The following is a 14324-nucleotide window of genomic DNA, read 5'->3' on the forward strand; positions in this document are numbered from 1 at the left end:
CCATCGGTTCTGGGTTCCGGGCTCAGCCCTGCGGGCTGCCCCGGAATGACGCAAGAGGTTCCGTGCAAAGCTGAAAACCCTACCATCAAGGACTGTCAGCCTCAGGGCCGGGTCTGGCCCGCGCCATGGACGCGGTATTTGAAGGAGCAGAGTTGCTCGACGCCGACGGGCCCGCGGGCATGCATCCGGCCGGTGGCGATGCCGATCTCGGCGCCGAAGCCGAACTCGCCGCCATCGGCGAACTGGGTCGAGGCGTTGTGGATGACGATGGCCGAATCGACCTCGGCGAGGAAGCGGGCAGCGGCGGCCTCGTCGGCGGTGACGATCGCATCGGTGTGATGCGAGCCGTAGCGCTCGATATGGTCGATCGCGGCATCGAGGCCGGGCACGGTCCTGACCGCGATGATCCGGTCGAGATATTCGGTCGCCCAGTCCTCTTCGCTGGCGGCGGTGACGCGGGCATCGACGGCGCGGGCCGCTTCGTCGCCGCGCACGGCGCAGCCGGCGTCGAGCAGGGCGCCGACCAGCGGAGCGAGATGGCTCGCGGCACAGGCCTCGTCGACCAGCAGCGTCTCGGCGGCACCGCAGACGCCGGTGCGGCGGAGCTTGGCGTTGAGCAGGATGTCGCGAGCCATGGCGAGATCGGCCCTGGCGTCGACATAGACATGGCAGTTGCCGTCGAGATGGGCGAAGACCGGCACGCGCGCCTCGCTCTGGACGCGGGCGACGAGGCTCTTGCCCCCGCGCGGCACGACCACGTCGATATTGCCGCCGAGCCCCGAGAGGATGTCGCCGACGGCGGCGCGGTCGCGGGTCGGCACGAGCTGGATCGCGTCGCCGGGCAGGCCGGCTGCTTCCAGGCCCTCGCGCATGGCGGCGGCGATCTCGGTCGAGGAGCGGAAGGAATCGGAGCCGGCGCGCAGGATCGCGGCATTGCCGCTCTTGAGGCAGAGGGCGCCGGCATCGGCGGTGACATTGGGGCGGCTCTCGAAGATCACGGCGATGACGCCGAGCGGGGTCGCGACACGTTCGAAGCGCAGGCCGTTCGGACGGGTCCATTCCGCCAGCACGCGGCCCAGCGGATCGGGCAGCTCGGCGACCTCGGCGACGGCGTCGGCAATCGCTGCGAGGCGGGTCTCGTCGAGGGCGAGGCGATCGATGAAGGAGCCGCTGAGGCCTGCCGCCTTGCCCTCGGTGAGATCCTGCGCATTGGCGGCAAGGATTTTGGCGCTGCGGGCGCGCAACGCGTCCGCCATCGCGAGGAGGGCGGCATTGCGCTGCTCGGCCGGGCTCAATGCGACCTTGCGTGCGGCGGCGCGGGCGCGGCTGCCGACATCCTGCATGACGGCGCCGATATCGGCGGCCTCGTTTTTCGCGATGATGCGCAATGCGCTGTCGCCGGTCATGTCACCCAACCTGAACTCATATCCGTCGATTCAAGCTTATCCGATTGCCGGCAAACGCGTGTCATCCCGGACAAGCAGCGAAGCTGCGCCGATCCGGGATCCATGCCGGAACCGTTCCGGCATGGATCCCGGGTCTTCCTTCGGTCGCCCGGGATGACCGCGCGTTCTTCTGGAAAACCGATGGCACCCTAACCCAGCCCGAGCGCCATGTCGTCACGGTGGATCATCTCGGCGCGGCCGGGATGGCCCAGAACAGTCTCGATATCGCGCGAAGCCTTGCCGAGGACCAGCGCTGCCTCGCCTGCGTCATAGGAGACGAGGCCGCGGCCAATAAGCTGGCCGTCGGGATCGCGGATGAGCACGGCGTCGCCGCGCGCGAACTCGCCCTCGATCCGGGTGACGCCGACCGGCAGCAGGCTCGCGCCGCCGCGCAGGGCGCGGGCCGCGCCGGCATCGAGATGCAGCGTGCCGCGCGGCTCCAGCGAGCCGGCGATCCAGGTCTTGCGGGCGGTGGCCGGCGTCGAGGCCGTCAGGAACCAGGTGCAGCGCCCGCCACCAGCGACGCTCGCGAGCGGGTTCTTGGCGCGGCCATCGGCGATCAGCATATGGGTGCCGCCGGCGGCCGCGATCTTGCCGGCCTCGATCTTGGTGCGCATGCCGCCGCGCGAGAGCTCGGAAGCGGCGCCGCCGGCCATGGCGTCGATCTCCGGTGTGATGCGTTCGACCACGGGAATATGGCGAGCACTCGGGTCCCTGGCGGGCGGGGCGGTGTAGAGCCCGTCGATATCGGAGAACAGCACCAGCAGATCGGCGCCGGCCATGGTCGCGACCCGGGCGGCGAGCCGGTCATTGTCGCCATAGCGAATTTCGGTGGTGGCGACGGTGTCGTTCTCGTTGATGACGGGGATGGCACGCAGGTCGAGCAGGCGGCCGAGCGTCGCGCGCGCGTTGAGATAGCGGCGGCGCTGCTCGGTATCGGCCAGCGTCAGCAGCACCTGCCCGGCGGTGAGGCCGTGGGCGCCCAAGGCCTCGGCCCAGTTGCGTGCGAGCGCGATCTGGCCGACGGCGGCAGCGGCCTGGCTTTCCTCCAGACGCAGGGGACCGGAGGGCAGGCCGAGCACGGTGCGCCCGAGCGCGATCGCACCGGAGGAGACGACGAGGACATCGGCCCCGCGCTGGTGCAGCTCGGCCAGGTCCTCGGCCAGCGCCGCGAGCCAGGCATGGCGCAGGCGGCCGCGGCTGCGGTCGACCAGCAGGCTGGAGCCGACCTTGACGACGATGCGGCGGAAATCGGAGAGCTGGGGCGTCTTCACGGGAGCACGGCGTTGTTGCGGCAGTCGCCCTGCCTGTTGGGGAAAATCCCGCACTTGTAAAGCATAGAGCGGCTTTCATGGTCGCCATGCGGGCACAAAGGGCTCTTTTCATTGACAGGACAGGCTCTGCCGCCCATATGCATGGTCCGGCCCGCCCGCTAGATCGGGTGCCGATCCTGCCATTCTCATGCGTTTTTGGCGTGCAGCATGCAGGATCTGCCGCCCGATAAGCGCTGGAAGCGGGGCTGCCGCGCGTCGATTTCGATACCAATCCGGCCGGATCTGGATTATCTCGCCCGCGCGGGCCGATGAACGCCCGTAACAACCCGAGAGAAGATCACCCTTGAAGAACCCGAACGACCGCAGCTTCACCGACCGCCAGTCCAATTCCGCCAATGCCAAGAAGGCGCTGCTCGAGCGTTTCAAGGCCCGGCCGAAGGCCGACGACCCGGTGATGGTGCAGCGACGCGAGGAGCGGGAAGCCATCGCCGCGGCGCGCGCCGAGCGCGAAGCCGAAAAGGCGAAGATCCGGGCCGAGAAGGAGCGTCTGGAAGCGATCGAGCGTGAGCGCATCGCCGAAGAGAAGCGCCAGGAAGAGATCGCCCGCGAAGCCGCCCGCAAGGCCGAGCAGGCCAAGCGTGACGCCGAGCGTCCGCGCAAGGTTCTGCTGGAAGCCGTGCAGTACATGCAGATGCGCACGGCCGGCAAGCGCCGCTGACGCCAGGAATTCCCGCATATCCTTGAATGCGATTTGGGGCGCCGCGAGCGCCCCTTTTCATATCCGCTTAACCGCGTTCGCAGCGCCTGCCCCGGCCGATGGCTGCTTTTCGGGCAAAAAACTCCTATCCGTCCCTCATCGGCCTATCGGCAAATCCGGATGCGCGGATTAATGTGCGCGCCGGGTTGAACCTTTTCCCCGCTCGCCGCGACAACCGGATGCGAGCCGGGATGCCTGGCCTTCGAGGGGCAATGCATACGGAATCGGACGAGGATCTCGTCAAACGGATCGCCTCTGGTGACCGGCTCGCGATGAAGGTGCTGTTTTCGCGGCATCAGGTGCGGGTCTACCGTTTCGTGCTGCGGCTCGTCCGCGACGAGACGCTTGCCGAGGATGTGATCAGTGACGTGTTCATGGATCTGTGGCGACAGGCGGATCGTTTCGAGGCGCGCGCCTCGGTCTCGACCTGGCTGCTCGCCATCGCCCGGAACAAGGCCTGGTCGCTCATGCGCAAGCGCCGCGATGCCGAGCTGGACGAGGATTATGCCGAAAGCCTCGAGGACGATGCCGACGGTCCCGAGATCGTGCTGCAGAAGCAGGACAAGGGTCTCGCCATCCGCGCCTGCCTTGGAAGACTCTCGGCCGAGCATCGCGAGGTCATCGACCTCGTCTACTATCACGAGACTTCCGTGGAGGAGGTCGCGCGGATCGTCGGTATCCCCGAGAACACCGTCAAGACCCGGCTCTTCCACGCCCGCAAGAAGCTGGGCGAGATGCTCAAGGCAGCCGGCATCGACCGCGGCTGGCCGTGAAATCGTAACGCTTTCTAGTATCGCATTTTCTTCACGCGAACCGGTATCCACTTCGCTTGAAAATGCTTCCGTTTTGATCAGGTGCGGCTCGGCCGCCCAGGGAGTGGCGTGATGAACGACAGCATCGCCAGCGATCCGAAGCGCCGCGAGCTCGAGGAGCTGCTGCCCTTCTACGCCAACGGCCGGATCTCGGATGCCGACAAGCGCCGCGTCGAAGCGGCTCTCGCCGGTGATGCCGAGCTTGCCGCCCGCCTCGATCTGATCCGCGACGACATGGCCGAGACCGTGTTGCTCAACGAGAGCCTCGGCGCTCCCTCCCATAACGCGCTCGACAAGTTGATGGCCGGAATCGAGGCCGAAGCCCGCCCGGTGCCTCTTCTAGCACGCGCCCAGGAGAACAGCCGCGGCTTTCTCGGCTGGCTCGGCGGGCTTCTGGTCGCCCAGCCGCCGCGCCGCCTCGCCTATGCCAGCGCTGCAGCCATCGCGCTCATCGCTCTGCAGGGCGTGGCGATCACCGGTCTTGCGCTGCGCGACGGCGGCCCGGGCTTCCAGACCGCTTCCGCGCCGGGCACCCGGCCGTCCGAAAGCTATGTGCTGCTGAGTTTCTCGCCGGAGGCACGGGCCGGCGAGATCGCCTCCTTCTTCAAGCGCTTCGACGCGTCGGTGGTCGACGGGCCGCGCGCCAACGGCTTTTTCAAGGTCCGCGTCGGCGATGCCTCGCTCTCCTCCGCGCAGGTCGATGCGATCGCGACGCGGATGAAGGGCGAGAGCGCCATCGTCAGCTTCGTCGCGCCGGCGCCGTGATCCGGCTGGCGCGGTTGCCGGGCTCCATGGCATGATATCGTCGTCGCAGGAGGGTCAGGTCATGCTGCCGTCCCGGTTTGCCCGCCGGAAAGCTCCGGTCCGGCGCCTCGCTCGCGCCGGCCTTCTCGCCTGCGCGCTTGCGCTCGTTTCGGGACTAGCATTCGCGCAGTCCGGAACCGGCGACGGCAAACGCATCGCGCCGACTGCGAGCCCGCAACAGCCATCGGCCGGAGGCATCAACCGCTCGATGCGTGTGCCGCCGGGCTCCTGGCTGCAGCCGCGGACGCAGCGCAGCATCGTTCCTGCGCTCAACGAGAATCGTTTCGTGCCCGACGAGGTGCTGTTCGAGCTCGCGCCCAATGTCGAGGCGGAGACCGTGCTGCGCCGCTACGGTGCGACGTTGATCGCACGTCAGCGCTTCGATCTTGCCGGCGTCACGATCATCCGGGCGAAGCTCGAGGCGGGGCGCGATCTGCGCGCCGTTCTGACCGAGATGGGCGACGATACCAATATCGCCGGAGCGCAGCCGAACTTCCTGTTCGAATTGCAGCAGGATTCGTTGTCCGGTGTCGACGCGCCGGCAAGCGCGACGACCGCCTCTTCCGATGCGGGCACCCCGGCCCCCACCCCAGGCCTGCGCCTCGCCGATCCTGCGACGGCGGCGCGCGGCAACGCCGCAGTACGGCGCGTCCTGCCGCCGCAATACGTGGTCGACAAATTGCGACTGGGCGAGGCGCGCAAGCTCGCGTTGGGGCGGAACATCCGGGTCGGCCTGATCGATTCCGGCGTCGACATGGAGCATCCCGAGATCCGGGGCTCGGTCCTCGGCTATCTCGACGCGATCGACGGGCTGGCGACGCCGCATGCGCACGGCACCTCGATGGCAACGGCGATCGTCGCCCATGGCGAATTGCAGGGGATCGCGCCGGCGGCCCGCCTCATCGTCGCCCGCGCCTTCGGCGGCCCGCAGGCGACCTCGGCCAACGGCAAGTCGTTCCAGATCCTGACCGCGCTCGAATGGATCGTCCAGCAGCGCGCCAAGGTGGTCAATCTGAGCTTCGCCGGCCCGCAGGACCGCCTGCTGTCGAAGGCGCTGGCCGGCGCGAAGGAGCGCGGCGTGATAACGGTCGCCGCTGCCGGCAATGGCGGCGCCCGGTCCGCGCCGCTCTATCCGGGTGCCGATCCGAGCGTGATCGCGGTGACGGCGACCGATGCCGAGGACAAGGTCTTCGGCGACGCCAATCGCGGCTCCTATGTCGCGATCGCGGCACCGGGTGTCGACGTGCTGACGGCGGAACCGGGTGGGCGCTACGCCTTCACGTCGGGTACCTCGATCGCCGCCGCCCATGTCTCGGCGCTGGTCGCGCTCCTGCTCGAAAAGCAGCCGGAACTCGATACCGACAGCGCCCGCCGCGTGCTCGCCGAGAGCGCGACCGACCTGGGTTCGCGGGGGCGCGACCCGGTCTATGGTGCGGGCCGGATCGATCCGCCGAAGGCGCTCGCACGCGTGCTCCCGGTCGCCACAGCGCGCCCCTGAGGCGCAAGCAGGCTTGACCTTCGTCCTCGCATCGGCCTGATGGCGCGATGCCGCGCCCGAAACTTCTTTTCGTCGCCACCGAGGACTGGTTCTTCGCCTCGCATTTCCTTCCGATGGCGCGGGCTGCGCGCGAGCTCGGCTTCGACGTCGCGGTGATCGCGCGCGAGCGCAACCACCGGCGCGTGATCGAGTCGACCGGCGCCCGGCTGATCGGGCTGGAGGCGGAGCGGCGCAGCCTCGATCCGCGGGCTCTGTTCAAGCAGATCGCGGCGCTGAAGCGCCTGATCGCGGCCGAGAAGCCGGACATCCTGCATTGCATCGCGCTGAAGCCGATCGCGCTCGCCGGGCTCGCCGGCAAGCTCGCGGGCGTGGAGCGGCGGGTCTACGCGCTGACCGGACTTGGTTTCCTCGGTGCCAAACAGGGGGTGCTAGCGGCGGCGGCGCGCTTCGCGGCGATCACCTGGCTGCGCGGCGCGATCGACGGGCCGCAGGTGCGGTTCCTGTTCGAGAACCCAGACGATCCGGTGACGCTGGGGCTCGATCCGCAGGATGCGGGCAAGGTCGCGATCGTCGGCGGGGCCGGCGTCGACCCGCTGATCCTGATGCCCTCGCCGATGCCGCCGTCGCCGCCGCTCAGGGTCGCGCTGGTCGCCCGCATGCTCTGGTCCAAGGGCGTCGATCTCGCGGTCGAGGCGGTTCGGCTGGCGCGGGCCGAGGGCGCCAAGGTCACGCTCACCATCCATGGCGCGCCCGATCCGTCCAATCCCAAGGCGATCCCCGAGGCGACGCTGAAGGAATGGGCGGCGCGGCCGGGCATCTCCTGGGCCGGGCCGACGCGCGATATCGAGGGCGTCTGGAAGGCGCATCATCTCTGCATCCTGCCCTCGCGCGGCGGCGAGGGCCTGCCGCGGACGATCCTGGAGGCGGCGTCCTGCGGCCGGGCGATCCTGACCACGGATGTGCCGGGTTGCCGCAGCTTCGTCCGCGACGGGCAGGACGGCATGGTCGTACCGGCCGACGATGCCGCGGCGCTCGCCCGGGCGCTCGTCGCCCTCGCCGGCGCTCCGCGCCTCGCCGAGCGCATGGGCGAGAATGCCCGCACCCGCCTGCTCGACGGGCATACCGAGCGCGACGTGATGAACGGCGTGAAAGCGCTCTATCTCAGCCTGCTCGGCCGCACCGAGCCGGGGACCGCCGCATGAGCGGCGAGGCCGCGCTCGACCGCGAAGCCTTCATCCGCGCCCATACGAGGCTGCTGCCGGTGCCGTATGCGCCGGAGATCGCGCTGCATGTTGCCGAGGAGGCGACGGAGCTCTGGCAGAAGACCGAGGATGAGCTTGCCGTGATCGGCCTGCCGCCGCCGTTCTGGGCTTTCGCCTGGGCCGGCGGACAGGCGCTGGCGCGCTATCTGCTCGATCATGCGCAGATCGTGGCCGGGCGGCGGGTGCTGGATTTCGCCTCGGGCTCTGGGCTCGTCGCCATCGCGGCGGCGAAGATCGGCGCCGGGCCGGTCGAGGCCTGCGATATCGACGCCTTCGCGGCGGCGGCGATCGGCATCAACGCGGCAGCGAACGGCGTTACCGTGGTGCCGCGCTGCGAGGACCTGATTGGCCGCGACGAGGGTTGGGACGTCATCTGCGCCGGCGATGTCTGCTATGAGCGCGATATGGCCGGGCGCGTCATCGACTGGCTGTCAGGGCTGTCGGCGCGTGGCGCGACGGTGCTGATCGGCGATCCCGGCCGCAGCTACCTGCCGCGCGGCAAGCTCGAGGCGGTCGCGACCTATGAGGTGCCGGTGACGCGCGCGCTGGAGGATGCCGAGATCAAGCGCAGCTCGGTCTGGCGACTCGCCGGGTAGGCGCGTGAGCCGAGGACTGCCCCCTCTCCCCTCGCGGGAGAGGGTGGGGGTGAGGGGTCTCGCGAGGCTGATCGTCAGTCGGCCGCCAATTTTCTTAGACCTGCGCGACCCCTCATCCGGCCCTTCGGGCCACCTTCTCCCGCAAGGGGAGAAGGAAAGGCTCAGGCCGCGCGCCGCCTGGTCGCGCCGGCGCTGCCGAGCGCGCCGCCCTGCTCGGTCCGGAAGGCCGCGACCAGCCGGTTGAGCTGGCCGATCTGGTCGAGCAGGACGCGTGCCGAGGCGGCGCTCTCCTCGGCCAGCGCGGCGTTCTGCTGGGTGATCTCGTCCATATGGCTGACGGTCTGGCTCATTTCGTCGATGCCGTTGGCCTGCTCGCTGGAGGCAGAGGCGATCTCTTCGACCGTGCTGGAGACCTTGGCCGAGGCGGCGACGATGCGGTCGAGCGTCTCGCCGGCCTGGCGGACGAGCTTGACGCCTTCGGCGACCTCCGCGTCCGAGGACGAGATCAGGCCGGTGATGTCCTTGGCGGCGCCGGCCGAACGCTGGGCCAGCGCCCGGACCTCGGCGGCGACGACGGCGAAGCCGCGCCCGGCATCGCCGGCCCGCGCCGCCTCGACGGCGGCGTTGAGCGCCAGCAGGTTGGTCTGGAAGGCGATGCCGTCGATCACGTCGGTGATCTCCGAGATGCGCTTCGAGCCGCCCTCGATCCGCGCCATCGCCTCGACGGCTTCGCGGACGATATCGCCGCCGGTGCGCGCGACATTGCGGGCTTCGTCGGCCAGCGTGACGGATTCGCGCGAGGCCTGGGTCGAGGTCTTGACGGAGGCCGCAAGCTGCTCGGTCGTCGCCGCGCTCTCCTCCAGCGCGGAGGCCTGCTGCTCGGTGCGCATCGAGAGATCCTGCGCGCCGGTGCTGATCTCCTGCGAAGAGGAGGCGATCGCGGCCGAGGTCGCCTTGATCGTGCCGACCATCTCCTGGAGGCGTGCCATCGCGCCGTTGAAATGGTCGCGGATCTCGGAATATTCGGCCGGAATCTCGGCGCTCATGCGGTAGGTCAGGTCGCCCTCGGCGAGTGCCGCCATGCTCTCGCTGACGCAGGCGATGGCCTGCTCGCGCTCGGACGCCTTGGCCTGTTCGAGGGCGCGGGCCTCGGCCTCGACCTTCAATCGCGCGTCCTCGGAGGCTTCCAGATAGACCGTGATCGCATAGTCCATGTCGAGCATCGCCGCCTTGACGATGGCTGCGACCTCGGCGGAGCGCTCGGCGCAGCCGGGCATGCGCTTGCCCAGCGCGTTCTTCGGCCAGCGCGCCTCCAGCACGCCGGCGAGCAGCTTCTCGATGATCAGCGCATAGCCGCCGATATACCAGCGCGGCTCCAGGCCGATGCGGGCATGGACCTTGCCCACCTGGGTGACGGCACCGATGTAGTGCTCGTCGAATCGGCCGGTGGCGATGCCGCCCCAGTGCCTGGCCTGGCGCTGCTTGGCGCCCTCGATATGCTGCTCATTGCTGAAGAACGCCTTCGTCTCCGGGAAGGCGCGCAACTGCGCGTAGAAAGCGTCGAGCGCGCCCGGAACGGACGCGCCCAAGGCGTCGCCGACATCGCGGATGCGTCCTTGCGCCTCCGGGCCGAGCTGCATGAAGGCGAGCCGTTTGGCGAGATGATCCAGTGCCGACATAGGAGGTCCCCAGCCTCGGGCGGAAACCGTTCCCGCCGGAGATCGACCATGGCCCAGCAAGGTTAACAACCTATGAGAGTGTGTCTTGATCTGGGTCAATTTCTACAATGGTGATGTGTGTTATCCTTGGAGGCGGTTACCCATGAATGATCTTTTTAGCTAAAATAAAGTAATTACAAAGAGGTAGGTCGCCTTCACCCACCCTCGTGCCGACCGAGAAAATCTTCGACCGAGAGGTGGCGGAAATCGTCGAGCGCGGCCCGCAGCCTGGTGTGATCCCAGTCCCACCAGGCGAGATTCTGCAATCTTTCCGCGATATTTTCAGCGAATCGGCGTCGCACTGGCCGGGCGGGATTGCCGGCGACGATCGTATAGGGCGCAACGTCCTTGGTGACAACAGCGCCGCCGGCGACCACAGCGCCCGTGCCGATCGAGCGCCCGGCGAGCACGATCGCGCCATGGCCGATCCAGACATCGTGGCCGATCGCCACCGCATGGGCGCGGCGCCAGTCGAAGAAGGCCTCGTCATCCTCGGCATCATCGAAATAGGCCGCTGCGCGATAGGTGAAATGAGACTGGCTGGCCCGGTGCATCGGATGGTTGCCGGGGTTGATCCGGGTCATCGCCGCGATCGAGCAGAACTTGCCGATTGTCGTGTAAATGACATTCGCGTCGTTCACGACATAGGAGTAGTCCCCCATCGTCGACTCGACGAAGCTGGTTCGCGCGCCGATCGCGGTGTAGCGGCCGAGCGTCGCCTGCCTCACCTGGGCGGTCGGGTCGATCAGCGGTTCGAGTCCAAGCTTCTTCGCGGCCATGTCCTCATCCTCTTCCGATATCGCTATCCCCGCCGCTGCGGCGGGTGTGCTCGTTCTGGTGGTCGGTCCTTCCGGGGCGGGAAAGGACACGCTGATGGAGGCCGCGCGCGACGAACTCGGGACCGATCCGCGCTATCGTTTTGCCCGCCGCCTGATCACACGACCGGCGATGGCCGGCGCCGAGGATCATGAATCCTGCGACGAGGTCGGCTTCCGCGCGATCGAGGCGAATGGGGGCCTTGCCCTGAGCTGGCAGGCGCATGGGCTGAGCTATGGTATTCCGGCGGCCGAACTTTCCGGCATCGGTGCGGGCGCCGTGGTGATCGTCAATGTCTCGCGGCGCGCCATCGTGGCGGCGGAGCGGCTCGTGGAGCGCGTCGTCGTGCTCAACATCACCGCGCCGGTCGCGGTGCTGGCGCGGCGGCTGGCGGCGCGCGGGCGCGAGACCGAGGCCGATATCGCGGCTCGACTGAAGCGCGAGGCGCCGCTGACGGCCGAGCGCGCCGAGGTCGTCACCATCCTGAACGATCGCAGCGTCGCCGAGGCTTGCGCCGAGCTTCTGGCCGTCCTGCGCGGGCTGGGACGGTAGCCGATTCAGCCATCGAACCACGCCGTCATTCCGGGGCAAGCGCAAAGCGCTTGAGCCCGGAACCCAGAACCGAGTTGGTTGCTCGAGAGGGCGCAGGTGGTTCGGAGTTCGTCTTGTCCGGGGAATCGGTTCTGGGTTCCGGGCTCGGGCTTTTGGCCCGGCCCGGAATGACGGTGGAGTTCCGTCGGAAGACCGCATGCCTAGCCGAACGAATAGGAATCGAGCAGGTGGAAGCGGCCGGCGCGATCATCCTGCCTGAACAGTGCGAAGCGATCGATCCTGACCGGTCCGGCGGGGACAGCGGCCGCATAGGCAACCTCAAGCGCCTGCTTCGCCGCGGCCGCCTGCTCGCCCGGCAGTGACCCGGTCAGCGTCATGTGGAAGCGGAAGGCGTCGCCGACATAGGGATAGCCATAGGCTTCGAGATAGGCGTGCTGGGCTGGCGTCAGTGGGCTTTTCAGGCGCCTGGCCTTGTCCGCTTCGGAAAGCGGCGCGCGGAACAGCTCAAAGGCCTGCACCGTTGCGAAGGCGAAGCGCTGAAGGGCCGCGCTCGGCTCGGATGGCGTCAACGCAACGAAAGAACCGAGCGCCGTGACGCTCAGGCCCGCCAGCTCGACGGCGTCGAGCCCGGCGGCGTGGTTGCGGGCGAAGGCGCGCAACTGCTCCTCGTTGCGGCCGTCGGCGAGCTCGAAAGGTGCCTTCAGCGTGGCGTGGAAACCGTAGCGCCGCGGCTCCTCGGTGAAAGCAGGCCATAGAGCCGGATCGCATCCGGGAGGGACCGCGAAGGCCAAGTCCTCGCCCGTCAACGCATCATAGCCCAGCGTCGCGCTGCCGAAGCGCCAGAGGGCGCTGTCGGCGGCGGGGGCGTAATAGATGGCGTAGCGCGGCTTGCTCAAAATGCGCGCTCGCCCTGAGACCAGACAGCGGCGAGAACCGGCGTCGCGCCCAGCACCTTGAAGCGGACGAGATCGGCGCGCAGGCCGGTCTTGAGATGGCCGCGATCCCGGAGGCCGAGGATGTCGGCGACCTTCCAGGTGACCATGCCCATCGCCTCGGGCAGCGCGATGCCATGGTCGGCATTGAGCTTGACCACGGCCTGCAGCAGGCTCGCCGGGACGTAATCCGACGAGAGGCCGTCGAGCAGGCCCTTCTCGGCGAGCTCGGAAACCGAAACGCCGCCGGAATGCGAGCCGCCGCGCACGACGTTCGGTGCGCCGGCGACCGTGGCGAGGCCGGCCTGCTTGGCGGCGGCGGCGGCCTCGACCGTGGTCGGGAATTCCGAGATCACCGCACCCGATGCGACGCCTTCCTCGACATGCTCGGGAATCGTGTCGTCGTGGGTCGCGAGCGGAATGCCGCGCGACCGGAAGATGTCGACCACAGCCTGCCAGTTCCTGGCGACATTGGCAGCGCCTTCGCGCTGGCGCACCTCGACGTCAGCCTCGAATTCCGCGACCGTCTTGCCGTTGCCGACGGCGTAGGTCTTGAGGTGCTGGAGATCGCGCCACTGGCGCTGGCCGGGGGTGTGGTCCATCAGCGAGACGAGCTGAACAAGTTCGTCGTCCTGATAGGGGGCGATGTCTTCGAGCAGGCCCGGGCTCGTCAGCTCGCAGCGCATATGGATGCGGTGGTCGATGCGGAAGACGTTCTCGCGCTTGCCCAGAGCCAAGGCCTTCATCACGTCGGCGAAGATGTCCTTGCGATAGTCCTTGGCCGAGAAGGGCGTACCGGCGCAGACCGCGTCATAGACGGTGGTGACGCCGGCTGCCGCCATCTGCGCGTCGTGGACGAGCGCCGCCGCGAGCCCGTTCGGCCAGAAGACCTTCGGGCGCGGCATGAAATGCTTTTCCATGTTGTCGGTGTGCATCTCGACGAGGCCGGGCGCGACATAGTCGCCGCCGGCATCGATGGCGCCGGGCAGGGAGGATTTGCCCTGGTCGACAGCCGTGATGCCGGTTCCATCGAAGGCGATGGTGCCGGTGACGACCTCGTTCTCGAGGATCAGCTTGGCATTGGTGAGAACGGTCTGCATCGTCAGGCCTTCCGGAAAGCGGTGATGTCGAGATAGCGCGTCGCGACGCGTTCGCGAACCGCCTCGTCGTGGAAGATGCCGACGATGGCGGAGCCGGCGGCGCGCGCCTCGGCGATGAGTTCGACGACGACGTCTCGATTGGCGGCGTCGAGCGAGGCGGTCGGCTCGTCGATCAGCATGATCGCGGAAGGGTCGACGAAAGAGCGGGCGATGTTGACGCGCTGCTGCTCGCCGCCGGAGAAGGTGGCGGGCGCGAGGGTCCAGAGCCGCTCCGGCAGATTGAGCCGGGCGAGCATCGCCTTGGCCTTTTCGGTCGCGGTTTCCGGCGTGGCGCCGCGGGCGAGCAGCGGGTCGCGGACGATATCGAGCGTCGAGACGCGCGGGATCACGCGCAGGAACTGCGAGACGAAGCCGAGCGTGCGGCGGCGGATATCGAGCACGGTGCGGGGTACGGCGGCGACGATATCGACCGGCCGGCCGGCATGGGTGATGCGAATCGCGCCGGCGGTCGGCCTGTAGTTGCCGTAGAGGATGCGCAGCAGGCTTGATTTGCCTGCGCCGGACGCGCCTGCCAGCACCAGCGCCTCGCCGGCCTCGACATGGAAATTGACGTTGTCGAAGACGGGCAGACGCGCTCCGCCCTGATTGTGCAGGGTGAAGGTCTTGGCGACGTTCTCGACCTGAATCATCGTGGTCATGGGGTCAGTGCCTTGTGCCGGCGAGGTGACGAGGATGTGACGGTTGAAGGGCTCGTCATG

Annotated in this window: 14 protein-coding genes; 7 read left to right on the top strand and 7 right to left on the bottom strand. The window is 68.4% G+C overall.

The genetic code is table 11. From position 1 onward, the window contains the following. Nucleotides 1–101: 101 nt before the first annotated feature. Nucleotides 102–1343, bottom strand: coding sequence for a glutamate-5-semialdehyde dehydrogenase (locus OCUBac02_RS04165; protein WP_465247775.1), 1242 nt, complete (start codon nucleotides 1341–1343; stop codon nucleotides 102–104). 251 nt (nucleotides 1344–1594) lie between these two features. Further along, entirely contained in the window at nucleotides 1595–2719 is a 1125-nt protein-coding gene (gene proB / locus OCUBac02_RS04170) for a glutamate 5-kinase (RefSeq protein ID WP_173043600.1), read from the bottom strand. A gap of 343 nt (nucleotides 2720–3062) precedes the next feature. On the opposite strand from proB, the gene OCUBac02_RS04175 reads away from it, so the two are divergent. The 6 genes from OCUBac02_RS04175 (at nucleotide 3063) to OCUBac02_RS04200 (ending at nucleotide 8448) form a co-directional block, all read left to right on the top strand. Continuing rightward, the gene (locus tag OCUBac02_RS04175; protein WP_052232206.1) at nucleotides 3063–3437 is read left to right on the top strand and encodes a DUF6481 family protein; all 375 of its coding nucleotides are present in this window, start codon (nucleotides 3063–3065) and stop codon (nucleotides 3435–3437) included. A 251-nt stretch (nucleotides 3438–3688) separates the two neighbouring features. Then, a complete protein-coding gene (locus OCUBac02_RS04180; RefSeq protein WP_173043602.1) occupies nucleotides 3689–4249 on the top strand; it encodes a sigma-70 family RNA polymerase sigma factor in 561 nt (186 codons plus the stop codon). Between the two features lie 111 nt (nucleotides 4250–4360). Further along, the gene (locus OCUBac02_RS04185; protein WP_173043604.1) at nucleotides 4361–5053 is read left to right on the top strand and encodes an anti-sigma factor family protein; all 693 of its coding nucleotides are present in this window, start codon (nucleotides 4361–4363) and stop codon (nucleotides 5051–5053) included. 61 nt (nucleotides 5054–5114) lie between these two features. After that, on the top strand, nucleotides 5115–6590 hold the full coding sequence (locus OCUBac02_RS04190) for a S8 family serine peptidase (RefSeq protein ID WP_173043606.1): 1476 nt from the start codon (nucleotides 5115–5117) through the stop codon (nucleotides 6588–6590). 47 nt (nucleotides 6591–6637) lie between these two features. Next, nucleotides 6638–7792: a glycosyltransferase family 4 protein gene (locus OCUBac02_RS04195; RefSeq protein WP_173043608.1), complete on the top strand. Its 1155-nt coding sequence runs from the start codon at nucleotides 6638–6640 to the stop codon at nucleotides 7790–7792. Then, a complete protein-coding gene (locus OCUBac02_RS04200; protein ID WP_173043610.1) occupies nucleotides 7789–8448 on the top strand; it encodes a class I SAM-dependent methyltransferase in 660 nt (219 codons plus the stop codon). Before OCUBac02_RS04195 ends, OCUBac02_RS04200 begins: the two co-directional genes overlap by 4 nt. Before the next feature lie 161 nt (nucleotides 8449–8609). Here OCUBac02_RS04200 and OCUBac02_RS04205 read toward each other — a convergent pair whose 3' ends face one another. After that, a complete protein-coding gene (locus OCUBac02_RS04205) occupies nucleotides 8610–10127 on the bottom strand; it encodes a globin-coupled sensor protein (RefSeq protein WP_173043612.1) in 1518 nt (505 codons plus the stop codon). 194 nt (nucleotides 10128–10321) lie between these two features. Then, a complete protein-coding gene (locus tag OCUBac02_RS04210; protein ID WP_173043614.1) occupies nucleotides 10322–10945 on the bottom strand; it encodes an LbetaH domain-containing protein in 624 nt (207 codons plus the stop codon). Here OCUBac02_RS04210 and phnN point away from each other — a divergent pair. Beyond that, nucleotides 10944–11534, top strand: coding sequence for a phosphonate metabolism protein/1,5-bisphosphokinase (PRPP-forming) PhnN (gene phnN / locus OCUBac02_RS04215; RefSeq protein WP_173043616.1), 591 nt, complete (start codon nucleotides 10944–10946; stop codon nucleotides 11532–11534). The two genes, OCUBac02_RS04210 and phnN, sit on opposite strands and share 2 nt — an antisense overlap. Nucleotides 11535–11734: 200 nt before the next feature. Here the strand turns inward: phnN and OCUBac02_RS04220 are convergent, their stop codons facing one another. From OCUBac02_RS04220 to phnL, 3 genes are read right to left on the bottom strand one after another with little or no spacing between them, the layout of a single operon-like run. Beyond that, nucleotides 11735–12430, bottom strand: a complete 696-nt coding sequence (locus OCUBac02_RS04220; protein WP_244639091.1) for a DUF1045 domain-containing protein — start codon at nucleotides 12428–12430, stop codon at nucleotides 11735–11737. Next, nucleotides 12427–13566, bottom strand: coding sequence for an alpha-D-ribose 1-methylphosphonate 5-triphosphate diphosphatase (locus tag OCUBac02_RS04225; protein ID WP_173043618.1), 1140 nt, complete (start codon nucleotides 13564–13566; stop codon nucleotides 12427–12429). The genes OCUBac02_RS04220 and OCUBac02_RS04225 overlap by 4 nt, the downstream gene beginning before the upstream one ends. Before the next feature lie 2 nt (nucleotides 13567–13568). Then, nucleotides 13569–14264 carry a phosphonate C-P lyase system protein PhnL gene (gene phnL / locus OCUBac02_RS04230; protein ID WP_173043620.1) on the bottom strand — a complete coding sequence of 232 codons (696 nt, stop codon included), beginning with the start codon at nucleotides 14262–14264 and terminating at the stop codon, nucleotides 13569–13571. Nucleotides 14265–14324 lie beyond the last annotated feature (60 nt).

This window comes from Bosea sp. ANAM02, from assembly GCF_011764485.1.
GTDB lineage: Bacteria > Pseudomonadota > Alphaproteobacteria > Rhizobiales > Beijerinckiaceae > Allobosea.

Excerpts from the sequence above, each read along its gene's own strand:
- OCUBac02_RS04165 (WP_465247775.1), bottom strand. The coding sequence starts at position 1,343 with ATGCAGGATGTCGGCAGCCGCGCCCGCGCCGCCGCACGCAAGGTCGCA.
- OCUBac02_RS04180 (WP_173043602.1), top strand. The coding sequence starts at position 3,689 with ATGCATACGGAATCGGACGAGGATCTCGTCAAACGGATCGCCTCTGGT.
- OCUBac02_RS04185 (WP_173043604.1), top strand. The coding sequence starts at position 4,361 with ATGAACGACAGCATCGCCAGCGATCCGAAGCGCCGCGAGCTCGAGGAG.
- OCUBac02_RS04190 (WP_173043606.1), top strand. The coding sequence starts at position 5,115 with ATGCTGCCGTCCCGGTTTGCCCGCCGGAAAGCTCCGGTCCGGCGCCTC.
- OCUBac02_RS04195 (WP_173043608.1), top strand. The coding sequence starts at position 6,638 with ATGCCGCGCCCGAAACTTCTTTTCGTCGCCACCGAGGACTGGTTCTTC.
- OCUBac02_RS04200 (WP_173043610.1), top strand. The coding sequence starts at position 7,789 with ATGAGCGGCGAGGCCGCGCTCGACCGCGAAGCCTTCATCCGCGCCCAT.
- OCUBac02_RS04205 (WP_173043612.1), bottom strand. The coding sequence starts at position 10,127 with ATGTCGGCACTGGATCATCTCGCCAAACGGCTCGCCTTCATGCAGCTC.
- phnN (WP_173043616.1), top strand. The coding sequence starts at position 10,944 with ATGTCCTCATCCTCTTCCGATATCGCTATCCCCGCCGCTGCGGCGGGT.
- OCUBac02_RS04210 (WP_173043614.1), bottom strand. The coding sequence starts at position 10,945 with ATGGCCGCGAAGAAGCTTGGACTCGAACCGCTGATCGACCCGACCGCC.
- OCUBac02_RS04225 (WP_173043618.1), bottom strand. The coding sequence starts at position 13,566 with ATGCAGACCGTTCTCACCAATGCCAAGCTGATCCTCGAGAACGAGGTC.
- phnL (WP_173043620.1), bottom strand. The coding sequence starts at position 14,264 with ATGACCACGATGATTCAGGTCGAGAACGTCGCCAAGACCTTCACCCTG.